This is a genomic window from Streptomyces misionensis (genome assembly GCF_900104815.1).
Taxonomy (GTDB): Bacteria; Actinomycetota; Actinomycetes; order Streptomycetales; family Streptomycetaceae; genus Streptomyces; species Streptomyces misionensis.
On the sequence record NZ_FNTD01000004.1, the window covers coordinates 3,965,971 to 3,979,988 of the forward strand.

Consider the following 14,018-nt stretch of genomic DNA (forward strand, 5'->3'; position numbering starts at 1 on the left):
CATCCGACGGCCGACGGGGGACGCGGAAAGATGAGCCAGGACGGCGCACACGGCCGGTACGCGGGGCAGGCGCTGGCCGGTGGCCGCTACCAGCTGCGCGACTTGCTCGGCGAGGGCGGCATGGCCTCCGTGCACCTCGCGTACGACTCCGTGCTGGACCGTCAGGTCGCGATCAAGACACTTCACACCGAACTCGGCCGCGAACAGGCCTTCCGCGAGCGCTTCCGCCGCGAGGCCCAGGCCGTGGCGAAGCTCACGCACACCAACATCGTCTCCGTCTTCGACACGGGCGAGGACGACCTGGGCGGCCTGGCCACGCCGTACATCGTCATGGAGTACGTCGAGGGCCGCCCGCTCGGCTCCGTGCTCGAAGAGGACATCCGGCAGTACGGCGCCATGCCCGCCGACAAGGCGCTGAAGGTCACCGCCGACGTGCTGGCGGCGCTGGACATCAGCCACGAGATGGGGCTCGTCCACCGCGACATCAAGCCGGGCAACGTGATGATGACCAAGCGCGGTGTGGTCAAGGTCATGGACTTCGGCATCGCCCGCGCCATGCAGTCCGGTGTGACGTCGATGACGCAGACCGGCATGGTCGTCGGCACCCCGCAGTACCTCTCGCCCGAGCAGGCCCTCGGCCGTGGCGTGGACGCCCGCTCCGACCTGTACTCGGTCGGCATCATGCTGTTCCAACTGGTCACCGGGCGGCTGCCGTTCGACGCGGACTCCCCGCTGGCCATCGCGTACGCGCATGTACAGGAGGAGCCGGTCGCGCCGTCCTCCGTCAACCGCTCGCTGCCCCCCGCGGTGGACGCGCTGGTCGCCCGCGCGCTGCGGAAGAACCCGAACGAGCGCTTCCCGACCGCCGACGCCATGCGCGAGGAGTGCCTGCGGGTCGCCGCCTCCTTCCAGGCGGCGGCGCCGAGCATCGTGCCGGGAGCGGGTCCGCGGCAGAGCGGCTCGGGAGTCGGCTCCGCGGTCTTCCCGCCGGTCGACCAGGCGCGGCAGACGCCGCCCGGGCCGGTGCAGACGCCGTACCAGCCGGGCCCGTACGGCCCCGGCCAGGGCACCCCCGCACCGGTCGCGCCCGCCCCGGCCTACGGCTATCCGCAGCAGGCCGGCTACCAGACCCCGCCCGTGGGCTACGGGCCGCAGACCCCGCCGCCGTACGCCCAGACACCGCACACGGCCGTGCAGGGGGCCGGGCGGGGCTCCGGCGGCGGCCGGGGCAACAAGGCCGTGATCATCGGCGCGAGCGTGGTGTCGCTCGCCGCGGTCGTCGGCCTGATCGTGGCGCTGACCGCGAACAGTGACGGCGGTGAGGACACGGGCGGGCGCGGCGGCGCCTCCGCCTCGGCGGCCGCCTCGCACCGGCCGGGCTACCGGGCGCCGGACACCACCCGGGTGATCGACAAGACGAAGTGCACGGAGCCGGAGGAGTCCTACGACGACCCCGCCAAGATCCGGCTGCCCGACTTCCGCTACAAGGACATCAACTCCGTCAAGGCGTGCTTCCAGGCGGCCGGCTGGCAGCTGAAGATCAAGAAGGTGGACGACAACACCTGGGGCGACGGGACCGTGATGGACCAGTTCCCGTCCCAGGGCACGGACGTGAGCGCCAAGGACCCGGGCACCATCGAGCTGAGCGTGTCGACGGGCAATCCGCCGCAGTGACGCGCGCGTGAAGAAGGGCCCGGCGCACCGGCGCCGGGCCCTTTCGCGTGGTCGGCGGGTCAGAGGTACGGGCCGCCCGAGCGGCCGCCGGCCGGGTGGTCGTCGCCGTCGGGGCCCGTGACGCCCGGCGGGAGCGCCCGGCGCATCTGCTCCAGCTGGGCGCGGGCGGCCATCTGCTGGGCGAACAGCGTGGTCTGGATGCCGTGGAAGAGGCCCTCCAGCCAGCCCACCAACTGGGCCTGCGCGATCCGCAGTTCCGCGTCGCTCGGGGTGGCGTCGTCGGTGAACGGCAGCGACAGCCGCTCCAGCTCCTCGACCAGCTCCGGCGCCAGCCCGTCCTCCAGCTCCTTGACGGAGCTGGCGTGGATCTCCTTCAGCCGCACCCGGCTGGCCTCGTCGAGGGGAGCCGCACGCACCTCCTCCAGAAGCTGCTTGATCATGCTGCCGATCCGCATGACCTTGGCGGGCTGCTCGACCTGCTCCGTCACCGGAGTCTCGCGGGAATCGTCGTTCCCGGTGCCTCCGCCGAGCGCCATCCCGTCCTGGCCCACGACGAGGATCTGGGGATTCTCGGGCGACCGTTCGTTCCTCGGCATCTCCATGCCGTCATTCTCTCGCACCCGCCCACCTCGTCACCGGGGTGCCCCCCGGATCGGCCGAACCTCGGTTTGGTCCCGTCGGCCCAATCCGGAATGCCCGGCGAGTCGGTGGATGTGAGGCTGTTTCCGTCGGTTCATCCATCGATCACGGCTCACGCCTGCTGGGCTCCGGGAGGTCACCGACGTGACTCCATGGCTGCGACTCACCCACCGCTCGCTGCGGCTGCTGGTCGTCCTCGCGACGGCCCTGCCCGCCTACGGCGCCGCCACCGCGTACGCCGGCCCCGGCACCCCGCACTCCTCGACGCCCGCGGCCCCTTCCCCGTCTCCCTCGTCCTCCACCTCGGGGCACGCGGGCAGCTCCGGCGACCCGGCCCGCCCGGCGCACGATCACCAGGACGGCCCGGGGCCCGGACCCGGTCACGAGCACGACGGTCCGGGGCCCGGCGATCCCCCGCGTCCCACGCACGCCCCCCGGCCCTCCGCCTCCTCGAACCACCCGCCGTCCGGTGAGCCGTCCCGGGCCGGGAGCGGGGCCGGGGAGGGCAGGATGCGCCCGGGCCGGCCGGACGGCCCCTGGGCCGAGGTGGAGGGCGACGACGACCCGGTCGGCTCCGCCGCAGCCCAGCCCGCGGAACCGGAAACGGCCGAGAGCCCCACGTCCGCGGCCTCGCCCCCGCCCCGGGACGCGGGCCTCGATCCCACGGGGGCCCCGCGGGACGCGGCCCGGCAGAGCGAGAACGCGAGCGAGCCGGAGCTGCGGATCCTCCCGCTGGGCAGCGGGCTCGTCCTCATCGGCCTGGGGCTGGGCCTGGCCTTCCTGGGCCTGCGGCTGCGCAGGGGCTGAGCGCCCCCGCGCACACCGGCGGGCTCCGTCACGGGGCCAGCAGCAGCACCTTGCCGATGTGGCCGCTCTCCTCGACCACCCGGTGGGCCTGCGCGGCCTCCGGCATCGGCAGTGCGCGGTCCACCACCGGCCGGACGTGCCCCGCCGCGAGCAGCGGCCAGACGTGCTCCCGCACCGCGGCCACGATGGCGGCCTTCTCGCCCAGCGGACGGGCCCGCAGCGAGGTGGCGCTGACGGCGGCCCGCTTGCTCAGCAGCGCCCCGATGTTCAGCTCGCCCTTGGCGCCGCCCTGCATCCCGATGATCGCCAGCCGCCCGTTGACGGCGAGGGCCTGGATGTTGCGGTCGAGGTACTTGGCGCCCATGTTGTCGAGGATGACGTCGGCGCCCGCGCCGCCGGTGGCTTCCTTGATCTCGGCGACGAAGTCCTGCTCCCGGTAGTTGATCAGGATGTCCGCGCCCAGCTCGGCGCAGCGCTCCAGCTTCTCCTTGGTCCCGGCGGTCACCGCGACCTTGGCGCCGAGGGCCTTGGCGAGCTGGATCGCCATGGTGCCGATGCCGCTGGAGCCGCCGTGCACGAGCAGCGTCTCGCCGGGGCGCAGATGGGCGACCATGAACACGTTGGACCAGACCGTGCACGCCACCTCGGGCAGTGCGGCGGCCTGGGCGAGGTCGACGCCCTGCGGAACGGGCAGCAGCTGCCCGGCGGGTACGGCGACCTTCTGGGCGTAGCCGCCGCCCGCGAGCAGGGCGCACACCTCGTCGCCGACGGCCCAGCCGGACACCCCGGGGCCGAGCGCGGCGATCCGGCCGGAGCACTCCAGGCCGGGGTAGGGGGAGGCGCCGGGCGGCGGGTCGTAGAAGCCCTGGCGCTGCAGGATGTCGGCGCGGTTGACGGCACCGGCCACCACCTCGACCAGCACCTCGCCCTCGCCGGGCACCGGGTCGGGGACCTCGTCCCACACCAGCGCCTCGGGACCACCAGGTTCGGGAATCGTGATCGCATGCATGCTGGTGACGCTACTCCCCGAGGGGCCCGGGTGCCGGTGCGCGGGGGCCGTTCGCTCAGTCCGTGGGCAGCGGGCGGATATGCGGGGTGATCTGGGTGCCCGGGCTGGCGCGGACGATGGTGATGAGCCGGTCCGTGAGTTGCAGGGTGCCGATGGAGCGGTCGTCGTAACCGAGCACGCGATGGCCGCGGACCACGCTCACCACGAGGTCGTCGATCTCGCGCGGCCGTTTGCCCGCCTCGGCGCGCACCACGGGCCGTTCCACGAGGTCCAGTCCGCTGCCCTGCTGGATGAGGTCTTCTATGACCATGCCGGCGGCGGGGCTGAGGACGGAGAGGCCGAGCAGCCGGCCGGCCGCGCTGGCGCTGGTGATGACGGCATCGGCGCCGGACTGCCGCAGCAGCGGGGCGTTCTCCTCCTCGCGCACGGCGGCGACGATCTTGGCGCTCCGGTTGAGCTGCCGGGCGGTCAGGGTGACGAGCACGGCGGTGTCGTCGCGTTGCGGGGCGACGATGATCTGCCGGGCCTTGCCCACCTCGGCCCGCTTGAGCACATCGCTGCGGGTGGCGTCGCCCATGACCCCGGCGTAGCCGTCGGCGGTCGCCGCGTCGATCACCTTGGCGCTGGGGTCGACCACGACCACCTGCTCCTTCTTCAGCCCGGTCGCGCACACGGTCTGCACGGCGGACCGCCCCTTCGTGCCGAAGCCGATGACGACGGTGTGCTCGCGCAAGGCGGACCTCCAGCGTTTCAGGCGCCACTCCTCCCGGGTCCGTTCGGTGAGGACCTCCAGCGTGGTGCCGACCAGGATGATCAGGAACAGCACGCGCAGGGGCGTGATGACGAAGATGTTGGTCAGCCGGGCGCTGTCGCTGACCGGGGTGATGTCGCCGTATCCCGTGGTGGAGAGGGTGACGGTGGCGTAGTAGAAGGAGTCGAGCAGGTCCACGGAGTCGTCGGCGCTGTCGCGGTAGCCCGCGCGGTCGGCGTAGACGACGAGCGCGGTGAGAACCAGGACCAGCAGCGCCATGAGCAGCCGTTTGGCGACCTGGCGGAGGGGGCGTTCCACCACTTTCACGGGGAGCTTCACCCGGTGGGTGACCGACCGTTCGTCCGTCCGGGTGCCGTTGTCCCGGGGGCGGTCGGAATCGGGGGAGGCGGTGGTGTCGTGGTCCGCGTGTTTCACGTGAAACATACCCCGATCCCGGCGACCGCCCAGGGCAGGTCCAGCAGCTCCGCCTCCTCGCCCGGCCGGGCGCCGCCCGGCGGTACGACGGCCAGCGCGTCGGCGGCGGCGACACCGCGCAGCATGGCCGGGCCGTTGTAGTGCAGCGGTACGGCGCGGTCGCCGCGCAGCACCACGGGGACGAGCCGGGTGTCGTACGGGTGTCCGTGCACCGCCTCCGTCAGCGGCAGCGCGTACGGCTCGGGGGCCGGGTGGGCGGCCAGGGTCCGCAGCAGCGGCTCGGCGAGCGTGAGCAGGCCGGAGACGGCCGCGAGGGGGTTGCCGGGCAGTCCGACGAGATGCCGGCCGTCCTGGAGGCGGGCCAGCAGCATGGGATGGCCGGGGCGCACCGCGACGCCGTCCACGAGGAGTTCGGCGCCGATGCGTTCCAGGGTGGGGTGGACATGGTCGACGGGCCCGGCGGCGGTACCTCCGGTGGTGACGACCAGGTCGGCCGGGGAGGCGGTGATCGCCTTGCGCAGGGCCCTGGCGTCGTCGCGGACCCGGCGTACGGCGACGACCTCGGCACCGAGGGCGCGCAGCCAGGGCGGCAGCATCGGGCCGAGCGCGTCCCGGATCAGGCCGTCGCGCGGCAGCCCCTCGGTCAGCAACTCGTCCCCGAGGACGAGGACTTCGACGCGGGGGCGGGGGACGACGGTGACGGTGTCGTATCCCGCGGCGGCGGCCAGGCCGAGGACGGCGGGGGTGACCAGGGTGCCGACGGGCAGCAACTGGTCGCCGCTGCGGCACTCCTGGCCGCGCGGGCGGATGTCCTGACCGTGGGCCAGGTCCCGGGTGGCGTGCAGCCGGCCCTGGGTGTCGGTGCGGCCGTGCTCGGTGCGCAGCACGGCGGTGGTGTCGGCGGGGACGCGGGCACCGGTCGCGATGGGCACCGCCTCGCCGTCCGTGAGCGGCGCGGGCTGGGCGTGCCCGGCGAGCACGCCCTCCTCGCGCACCGTCCAGGGGCCGGGCCCGGCGACCGCCCAGCCGTCCATCGCGGAGGTGTCGAAGGAGGGCAGGTCGCCGAGCGCGTCGAGGGGCGCGGCCAGGACCAGGCCGAGGGAGTCGCCGAGCGGGACGGAGACGGGGCCCCGGCGGGCGCCCGCGGACCGGGCCGTCCGGGCGGCGCGGGCGGCGATCTCGCGGGCCTCGGGCCAGGAGGTGGCCCGGTGCGGGCCGTCGGTCCGCGCGTCCCGTGTCCCGGGCACCGGGGGCGGGCCGGTACCGTCGTCCTTGGCTTCCCTCACGAGGGCCAGGGCCTCCTCGACATCGAGGTCGTCGCCGTCCTCCACGGGTGCCCCGCCGCCCAGGCGGGACGCGGTCATCCGGCGTCCGGGGCGCTCGGGCCCCCGTTCCCTTCCCCGGCCCCGCCGGTCTCCCGCGCCTCTTCCTCCCAGCTCAGCGCCAGTGCGGCGGCCTTGCGGGCGGCCTCGGCGACGGCCTCGGGGCCGCCCTCGCCCCGGGCCGCGGCGTAGCCGACGAGGAAGGTGGTCAGCGGGGCGGCGGGCCGCGCGACACCGTGTGCGGCGTCCCGGGCCAGGTCGAGCAGGACGTTCATGTCGACGTCCAGGTCGATGCCCAGCTCGTCCTTGACTGCGGAGATCCATTCATCCAACACGTGCCCATGCTCCCTGATGCGTGCCCTGGCGTTGACGATGTCGTCCCAGGTGTCGCAGTCGAAGGACGCGTGCGGGTCCGGGACGCGGGTGAGGCGGAGGGCGCCGGTGAGCCGGCGCAGAGGCAGGCCGGTGAGGCCGTCGGGCGCGGCGGCGAGGGCGGCCAGTTCACGGCGGAGCGCGGCGGTGCGGTAGGCGGCCACCAGCGGCTGGTCGCGGCCGTCCGCGTCGGTGAGCAGTGCGCCGTCGGCGCCGGTCCCGTGGAGCGCGGCCAGCAACCGGCGCAGGGTGGCCGGGCGGAGGAAGGGGAGGTCGGCGGAGAGGACGACGGCGTGCTCGGCCGTGGTGTGCCGCAGGCCGGCGGCCAGCGCGGCGACCGGCCCCGCGCCGGGCGGCTCCTCGCGTGCCCAGCGCACGGGCCGGACGGTGGGCCGGGGCGCGGCCACCACGACGGTCGTACGGGCGCCCGCGCAGGCGGCGAGCACCCGGTCCAGCAGTGCCCGGCCGCCGACCCGTACCCCGGGCTTGTCGGCCCCGCCGAGCCGCCGCGCGGCACCGCCGGCCAGCACGACGGCGTCGTACGGGTCGTACGGCACGGGGGTCGTGGCGGCCGCGGTGGCCGGCGGCCCGGCGCCGGTCTCGTCGGCGGTGGCTTTGTCGGTCACTCCCCGAGTATGCGGGCCGGGCCGATCACAGGGAACCGCGGGTTCACAGCGTGCGCAGCAGCACCGCCGGCTGTTCCACGCAGTCCGCCACGTACCGCAGGAAGCCGCCCGCCGTGCCGCCGTCGCACACCCGGTGGTCGAAGGTGAGCGACAGCTGGACGACCTGGCGCACCGCCAGTTCCCCCTCGTGCACCCAGGGCTTGGGGACGATCCTGCCGACGCCGAGCATGGCCGCCTCGGGGTGGTTGACGATCGGCGTGGAGCCGTCGACGCCGAAGACCCCGTAGTTGTTCAGCGTGAAGGTGCCGCCGGTGAGGTCCCCCGGGGTCAGCGTGCCGGTGCGGGCGGCCTCGGTGAGCCGGGCGAACTCGGCGGTCAGCGACTCGGCGCCGCGCGCATGGGCGTCCCGGACGACCGGTACGACCAGGCCGCGGTCGGTCTGTGCCGCGAACCCCAGGTGTACATACGGGTGTTGGACGACCTCGCGGGCCTCGCTGTCGACCGAGGAGTTCAGCTCGGGGAAGCGGGCGAGCGCGGCGGTGCAGACGCGGGCGAGCAGCGCGAGGAGCGAGATCTTCGGCCCTCCGGCCGCGTTCATCGCGGCCCGCGCGCGCATCAGTTCCGTGGCGTCGGCGTCCACCCAGCAGGTCGCGTCCGGGATCTCCCGGCGGCTGCGGGAGAGCTTGTCGGCGACGGCGCCGCGGATGCCCTTGAGGGGGACGCGGACCTCCGCCGGGCCCGGGGCGGGAACGGCCGCGGCGGGGGTCCCGGCCGTGCGGCCGCGGTCCCGGTCCGGTTCGGTCCGCAGGGCGCGCTCCACGTCGGCACGGAGGATCAGCCCGTCCGGACCCGAACCGGCCAGCCCGCGCAGATCCAGCCCGCCCTCGCGGGCCAGTCGCCGGACCAGCGGGGAGATCACGGGCACGGGACCGCCGGGCGCCGCGGCCGGGGTGACGGCGGGGGCGCTCGCGGCGGGCGCGGGCGCGGCGCCGTTCACCCTCGCCCCGCCGGCCGGCGCCGTCGGCCGTACCCGCCGTCGGCGGCCGGGCGCCTCGGAGGTGCCGTAGCCGACCAGGACATTGCCCGAACCGCTCTCCGGCTCGGCCTCCGGTTCGCCGACGGCGACCGTCAGCAGCGGTGCGCCGACCGGCAGTTCGGTGCCCTCCTCGCCGTAGCGGGCGGTGACCACGCCGCCGTAGGGGCAGGGCACCTCCACCGACGCCTTGGCCGTCTCGACCTCGACCACCGGCTGGTCGACGGCGACCACGTCACCGACCTGGACCAGCCAGCGGACGATCTCCGCCTCGGTCAGTCCCTCGCCGAGGTCGGGCAGCTTGAACTCCAGCACCTGTGCCATCAGCCCTCGGCCTCCCACTGCAACCGGGCCACGGCGTCCAGGATGCGGTCCACGCCGGGCAGATGGTGCCGCTCCAGCATGGGCGGCGGGTAGGGCAGGTCGAACCCGGCCACGCGCAGCACGGGGGCCTCCAGGTGGTGGAAGCAGCGCTCGGTGACACGGGCCGCGATCTCGCCGCCCGGCCCGCCGAAGCCGGTGGACTCGTGCACCACCACCGCGCGTCCGGTGCGGCGCACGGAGGCGCACACCGTCTCGTCGTCGAACGGCACCAGGGAGCGCAGGTCGACGACCTCCAGGTCCCAGCCCTCGGTCCGCGCGGCCTCGGCGGCCTCCAGGCAGACGGGCACGGAGGGGCCGTAGGTGATCAGCGTGGCGCTGCGGCCGGTGCGCCGCACCACCGCCCGGCCGATCGGCTCGACCTCCGCCGGCTGCTCGGGGTTCCAGGTGTCCTTGGACCAGTAGAGCCGCTTGGGCTCCAGGAAGACCACCGGGTCGTCGGAGGCGATGGACCGGCGCAGCAGGCCGTAGGCGTCGGCGACGGTCGCGGGTGTGACCACGTGCAGGCCGGGGGTGGCCATGTAGTACGCCTCGGAGGAGTCGCTGTGGTGCTCGACGCCGCCGATGCCGCCCCCGTAGGGGATGCGCACGGTGATCGGCAGGGGCATCCTGCCGCGGGTGCGGTTGCGCATCCGGGAGACGTGGCTGACCAGTTGCTCGAACGCCGGGTAGGCGAAGGCGTCGAACTGCATCTCCACCACCGGCCGCAGGCCGTACATGGCCATGCCGACGGCGGCGCCGAGGATGCCGGCCTCGGCGAGCGGGGTGTCGGTGCAGCGGTCCTCGCCGAACTCCCTGGCGAGTCCGTCGGTGACCCGGAAGACGCCGCCGAGGGTGCCGACGTCCTCGCCCAGGACGTGCACGCTCGGGTCGGCGGCCATCGCGTCGCGCATCGCGCGGGTGAGGGCCTGTGCCATGGTGGCGGGCTTGACGGCCACGGTGGTCATCGGCGGTCGCCTTCCTGCTGGTCGGGCCCGTCCTGCTCGGCCGCCAGCTCGGCCCGCAACAGGTCCCGCTGTTCGCGCAGTTGGGCGGTGGTCTCGGCGTAGACGTGGTCGAAGAGGTCCATCGGGTCGAGCGCGGGGTCCTGGTTCATGCGCGCGCGCAGGTCCGCGGCCATCGCCTCGGCTTCCTCCCGTACGGCCTCCAGGGCGGCCTCGTCGAGCAGGCCGCGCTCGGTCAGCTCCGTCTCCAGCAGCCGCACGGGGTCGTGCGCGCGCCACGCCTCCACCTCGGCGTCGCCCCGGTAGCGGGTGGCGTCGTCGGCGTTGGTGTGGGCGTCGATGCGGTAGGTGACCGCCTCGACCAGCGTGGGGCCGCCGCCCGCGCGGGCGTGCCGTACGGCGTCGGTGAGCACCTCGTGCACCGCGGCGGCGTCGTTGCCGTCGACCAGGCGGCCCGGCATGCCGTACCCGACGGCCTTGTGGGCCAGGGAGGGCGCCGCGGTCTGCTTGGCGAGCGGGACGGAGATGGCGAAGCCGTTGTTCTGGACCAGGAAGACCACGGGTGCCTGCCAGACGGCCGCGAAGTTCAGCGCCTCGTGGAAGTCGCCCTCGCTGGTGCCGCCGTCGCCGACCATGGCGAGCGCGACCACGTCGTCGCCCTTGAGACGGGCGGCGTGGGCGAGGCCGACGGCGTGCGGGAGCTGGGTGGCCAGCGGGGTGGACAGGGGGGCGACCCGGTGGGCGTGGGGGTCGTAGCCGCTGTGCCAGTCGCCGCGCAGCAGGGTGAGGGCCTCGACCGGGTCCACCCCGCGGGCGACGACCGCGAGGGTGTCGCGGTAGCTGGGGAAGAGCCAGTCGCGCTCTTCCAGGACCAGGGCGGCGGCGACCTCGCACGCCTCCTGGCCGGTGCTGGACGGGTAGACGGCGAGGCGGCCCTGCTTGGTGAGCGCGGTGGCCTGCGTGTTGTAGCGGCGGCCGCGCACCAGGTGGGCGTGGAGCCGGCGGAGCAGGTCGGGATCGGCCTTGGCGGCCGCCTCGGTGCCGAGGACGCGGTAGGGCTCGGCGTCGGGCAGCAGCGGCGCGGGGTCCATACGGGGCTGCCAGGCGGGCGGCGGCGATGGCCGGTACGCGCCCCGCTGCTCCAGAACCGTCATGACGGCACCTCCTCGTGGGAGCGGCTACGGGAGGCGGGTCGGCTGTGACCCGCCTCACCTACCGATTGTTCGGTCGTCGGCACATTTTGGCTACAGGCGGGTCGAGGCTGTGGACAAACGGTTCTCCACAGCCTGGAATGAACGCAGGACGTCCACGGCGAGGAAGCGGGGGGACATGGCACCTGAACGAATGGCCGACGAGACGCAGGAGGCCGTGCTGTCCCCGGCCCGGCCGCTGGACGCGATCGACCAGGACATTCTGCGCATCCTCCAGGCGGACGGCCGCGCGTCGATACGGTCGGTCGCCGAACGCGTCCACGTCTCGCGCGCCAACGCCTACGCGCGCATCAACCGGCTCGTCGAGGACGGGGTGATCCGGGGGTTCGGCGCGCGCGTGGACCACGAGCGCGCCGGACACAGCACCTCGGCGTACATCACGCTGAAGATCGTCCAGAACACCTGGCGCACGGTCCGCGAACAGCTCAGGCAGCTTCCCGGCGCCTCGCACATCGCGCTGGTGGGCGGCGACTTCGACGTCCTGCTGCTGGTGCACACGCCCGACAACCGGGCGCTGCGCGAGCTGGTGCTCACCCGGCTCCAGGCCATCCCCGAGGTGCTGAGCACCCGCACGCTGCTGGTGTTCGAGGAGGAGGACCTGGAGCCGGACGCGTAGCTCAGTCCCCGCGCAGCCCCGAGAAGACCAGCCGGACGACCGCGTCGGCCACCTCGCGGCCGGTGGCGCCGCGCGGATCCGGCCGGTACCACTCCACGATGGAGTTGATCATCCCGAAGACCAGCCGGGTGACCAGCCGCATCTCCACGTCGGCGCGTACGTCCCCGTCGGCGGCGGCCGCCTTGAGCAGTTCCGCGACCCGGTGGTCGAAGTCGCGGCGCCGCTCCAGCGCCCACCGCTCGGTGGCGGTGTTGCCGCGCACCCGCAGCAGCAGCGTCACATAGGGCAGTTCGGCTATGAGCACCTCGACCATGCGCCGTACGACGTGCTCCAGGCGGTCCACGGGCCGCCCCTCGCGCGCCCCCGGCTCCTCCAGGATCGCGAACAGGCCGTCCAGGGCGCGGCTGACGGCCCGGCGCAGCAGTTCCTCCTTGCCGCTGACGTGGTGGTAGATCGACGACTTGGAGATGCCGGCCGCCCGGGACAGGTGCTCCATGGAGGTGCCGTCGTAGCCGCGCTGGTTGAAGACCTGGACGGCCACCGAGAGCAGCGTCTCGGGGGTGTACGTGTCGCGTCGGGCCGTGGTCATGAGGGGTCCTCCCGCCGTTCGGCGGCGCACGAGTGGCGGAAGAGCGCGAGCGAGGGCGCGTAGCGGCCGGAGGGGTCGCGGTCGTGCATCTCGTCCAGCACCTCGTAGGCGAAGTCGTGGCCGAGCCTGTCGTCCCACTCGAAGGGGCCGAGCGGGTAGTTGACGCCCAGGCGCATCGCGGTGTCGATGTCCTCCTTGGTCGCCACGCCCTTGACGAGGGCGTCGTGGGCGAGGTCGATGATCCGGGCCACGGTACGGGCCACGATCATGCCGGGGACGTCGCCGATGACGCTGACGTCCTTGCCGAGCGCCTGGAAGAGCCCGGTGGCCTCGGCGAGCGTGCGGGGCGAGGTGTCCTGGGAGGCCGCAAGTGCGATACGGGTGGCCTTGCGGTAGTCGAGGGCCAGGTCGAAGTAGACGACGTCGCGGAACTCCACGGACGTCTGGCCGTCGGCGAGCACCAGCTGGCCGCCGCTCGGCAGCACCAGGCGGGTGCCGTTGTCCTCGTCCTCCTCGCGGACCTGGATGCCCGCCTCGCGGATCAGGTCGAGCAGTTCGTGCGCGGGGCCGAGCCGCCCCTCGGCGACGACGTGGGCGGGCGCCTGCTCCTTGTCGGCGGTGTGCGGCTCGGGCCGCTCGGCGCCCTCGGTGTGGTCGTACCAGCCGTGTCCGGTCTTGCGGCCGAGGCGGCCCGACTCCACCAGGCGGCGCTGGGCCAGCGACGGGGTGAACCGCACGTCCTGGAAGAAGGACTGCCACACCGAGTGCGTCACCGCCTCGTTGACGTCCTGGCCGATCAGGTCGGTGAGTTCGAAGGCGCCCATCCGGAAGCCGCCCGACTCGCGCAGGACCGCGTCGATGGTGGCCGGGTCGGCGGCCTGCGCCTCGTAGACGGCGAACGCCTCGGCGTAGAAGGGCCGGGCGATCCGGTTGACGATGAAACCGGGGGTGTCCGCGCAGGCCACCGGGGTCTTGCCCCAGGCGCGGGCGGTCTCGTACGCGCGCGTGGCCGAGGCGACGTCGGTGGCGAACCCCGAGACGACCTCGACCAACGGGAGCAGCGGGGCGGGGTTGAAGAAGTGCAGGCCGAGGAAGCGGCCCGGATGGCGCAGGGCGCCGCCGATCGCCGTCACCGACAGCGAGGAGGTGTTGGTGGCGAGCAGGCAGTCCTCGGCGACGATGTCCTCCAGCTCGCCGAAGAGCTGCTGCTTGACGTCGAGGCGCTCCAGGACGGCCTCCACGACGAGGGCGCAGTCGGCCAGCTCCGACAGGGCCTGCGCGGGCTCCAGGCGGGCGCGGGCCGCGTCCCGGGCGACGGCGTCGAGCCGGCCCTTGTCCACCAGCCGGTCGAGGCGGGCGCCGATCGCCACGGCCGCTTCCCGCGCACGCCCGGGTACGGCGTCGTAGAGCCGCACGGGGTGGCCGGCGACCAGCGCGACCTGGGCGATGCCCTGGCCCATGGTGCCGGTGCCGACGACGGCCACGGGGCTGCTGAGGTCGAGTGCTGTCATGTCCGCGATCCTCCCGCACGGGGTTTTCCACAGATACGGCGGACCCCCTTGAACCGACCGATCGTTCGGTTACTCTAGCCCTGACCGTCCCATCCCGC

At 74.1% G+C, this 14,018-nt stretch carries 13 protein-coding genes; 3 read left to right on the forward strand and 10 right to left on the reverse strand.

The genetic code is table 11. The features are described 5' to 3' along the window. The first annotated feature begins 30 nt into the window (after positions 1-30). Entirely contained in the window at positions 31-1,674 is a 1,644-nt protein-coding gene (locus BLW85_RS19580; protein ID WP_074992730.1) for a protein kinase domain-containing protein, read from the forward strand. Between the two features lie 59 nt (positions 1,675-1,733). On the opposite strand, the gene BLW85_RS19585 is transcribed toward BLW85_RS19580, so the two are convergent. Next, positions 1,734-2,276, reverse strand: coding sequence for a bacterial proteasome activator family protein (locus tag BLW85_RS19585; protein WP_070024393.1), 543 nt, complete (start codon positions 2,274-2,276; stop codon positions 1,734-1,736). A gap of 181 nt (positions 2,277-2,457) precedes the next feature. Here BLW85_RS19585 and BLW85_RS19590 point away from each other — a divergent pair, with 181 nt between their 5' ends. Then, on the forward strand, positions 2,458-3,120 hold the full coding sequence (locus tag BLW85_RS19590; protein ID WP_074992731.1) for a hypothetical protein: 663 nt from the start codon (positions 2,458-2,460) through the stop codon (positions 3,118-3,120). A 28-nt stretch (positions 3,121-3,148) separates the two neighbouring features. Here BLW85_RS19590 and BLW85_RS19595 read toward each other — a convergent pair whose 3' ends face one another. The 7 genes from BLW85_RS19595 to pdhA all read right to left on the reverse strand — a co-directional run bounded on the left by BLW85_RS19595 (position 3,149) and on the right by pdhA (position 11,147). After that, entirely contained in the window at positions 3,149-4,129 is a 981-nt protein-coding gene (locus BLW85_RS19595) for an NAD(P)H-quinone oxidoreductase (RefSeq protein WP_074992732.1), read from the reverse strand. Positions 4,130-4,184: 55 nt separating this feature from the next. Next, the gene (locus tag BLW85_RS19600) at positions 4,185-5,324 is read right to left on the reverse strand and encodes a potassium channel family protein (RefSeq protein WP_079172367.1); all 1,140 of its coding nucleotides are present in this window, start codon (positions 5,322-5,324) and stop codon (positions 4,185-4,187) included. Beyond that, a complete protein-coding gene (locus tag BLW85_RS19605) occupies positions 5,312-6,679 on the reverse strand; it encodes a molybdopterin molybdotransferase MoeA (protein WP_074992733.1) in 1,368 nt (455 codons plus the stop codon). The genes BLW85_RS19600 and BLW85_RS19605 overlap by 13 nt, the downstream gene beginning before the upstream one ends. Then, on the reverse strand, positions 6,676-7,566 hold the full coding sequence (locus BLW85_RS19610) for an NTP transferase domain-containing protein (protein WP_074996132.1): 891 nt from the start codon (positions 7,564-7,566) through the stop codon (positions 6,676-6,678). Before BLW85_RS19610 ends, BLW85_RS19605 begins: the two co-directional genes overlap by 4 nt. A gap of 112 nt (positions 7,567-7,678) precedes the next feature. Beyond that, a complete protein-coding gene (locus BLW85_RS19615; RefSeq protein ID WP_070024397.1) occupies positions 7,679-8,992 on the reverse strand; it encodes a dihydrolipoamide acetyltransferase family protein in 1,314 nt (437 codons plus the stop codon). Further along, entirely contained in the window at positions 8,992-9,996 is a 1,005-nt protein-coding gene (locus tag BLW85_RS19620) for an alpha-ketoacid dehydrogenase subunit beta (RefSeq protein ID WP_074992734.1), read from the reverse strand. Before BLW85_RS19620 ends, BLW85_RS19615 begins: the two co-directional genes overlap by 1 nt. Next, on the reverse strand, positions 9,993-11,147 hold the full coding sequence (gene pdhA, locus BLW85_RS19625) for a pyruvate dehydrogenase (acetyl-transferring) E1 component subunit alpha (protein ID WP_070024399.1): 1,155 nt from the start codon (positions 11,145-11,147) through the stop codon (positions 9,993-9,995). The genes BLW85_RS19620 and pdhA overlap by 4 nt, the downstream gene beginning before the upstream one ends. 175 nt (positions 11,148-11,322) lie before the next feature. Here pdhA and BLW85_RS19630 point away from each other — a divergent pair, with 175 nt between their 5' ends. Beyond that, positions 11,323-11,820 carry an Lrp/AsnC family transcriptional regulator gene (locus tag BLW85_RS19630; protein ID WP_208624867.1) on the forward strand — a complete coding sequence of 166 codons (498 nt, stop codon included), beginning with the start codon at positions 11,323-11,325 and terminating at the stop codon, positions 11,818-11,820. A 1-nt stretch (position 11,821) separates the two neighbouring features. Here the strand turns inward: BLW85_RS19630 and BLW85_RS19635 are convergent, their stop codons facing one another. Beyond that, a complete protein-coding gene (locus tag BLW85_RS19635) occupies positions 11,822-12,409 on the reverse strand; it encodes a TetR/AcrR family transcriptional regulator (RefSeq protein WP_074992736.1) in 588 nt (195 codons plus the stop codon). Further along, on the reverse strand, positions 12,406-13,920 hold the full coding sequence (locus BLW85_RS19640) for a 3-hydroxyacyl-CoA dehydrogenase (protein ID WP_074992737.1): 1,515 nt from the start codon (positions 13,918-13,920) through the stop codon (positions 12,406-12,408). The genes BLW85_RS19635 and BLW85_RS19640 overlap by 4 nt, the downstream gene beginning before the upstream one ends. Between the last annotated feature and the right edge of the window lie 98 nt (positions 13,921-14,018).

Bases quoted from the DNA above. Each gene is read 5' to 3' on its own strand.
- BLW85_RS19580 (WP_074992730.1), top strand. From the start codon at position 31: ATGAGCCAGGACGGCGCACACGGCCGGTACGCGGGGCAGGCGCTGGCC.
- BLW85_RS19585 (WP_070024393.1), bottom strand. From the start codon at position 2,276: ATGGAGATGCCGAGGAACGAACGGTCGCCCGAGAATCCCCAGATCCTC.
- BLW85_RS19595 (WP_074992732.1), bottom strand. From the start codon at position 4,129: ATGCATGCGATCACGATTCCCGAACCTGGTGGTCCCGAGGCGCTGGTG.
- BLW85_RS19600 (WP_079172367.1), bottom strand. From the start codon at position 5,324: ATGTTTCACGTGAAACACGCGGACCACGACACCACCGCCTCCCCCGAT.
- BLW85_RS19605 (WP_074992733.1), bottom strand. From the start codon at position 6,679: ATGACCGCGTCCCGCCTGGGCGGCGGGGCACCCGTGGAGGACGGCGAC.
- BLW85_RS19615 (WP_070024397.1), bottom strand. From the start codon at position 8,992: ATGGCACAGGTGCTGGAGTTCAAGCTGCCCGACCTCGGCGAGGGACTG.
- BLW85_RS19620 (WP_074992734.1), bottom strand. From the start codon at position 9,996: ATGACCACCGTGGCCGTCAAGCCCGCCACCATGGCACAGGCCCTCACC.
- pdhA (WP_070024399.1), bottom strand. From the start codon at position 11,147: ATGACGGTTCTGGAGCAGCGGGGCGCGTACCGGCCATCGCCGCCGCCC.
- BLW85_RS19630 (WP_208624867.1), top strand. From the start codon at position 11,323: ATGGCACCTGAACGAATGGCCGACGAGACGCAGGAGGCCGTGCTGTCC.
- BLW85_RS19635 (WP_074992736.1), bottom strand. From the start codon at position 12,409: ATGACCACGGCCCGACGCGACACGTACACCCCCGAGACGCTGCTCTCG.
- BLW85_RS19640 (WP_074992737.1), bottom strand. From the start codon at position 13,920: ATGACAGCACTCGACCTCAGCAGCCCCGTGGCCGTCGTCGGCACCGGC.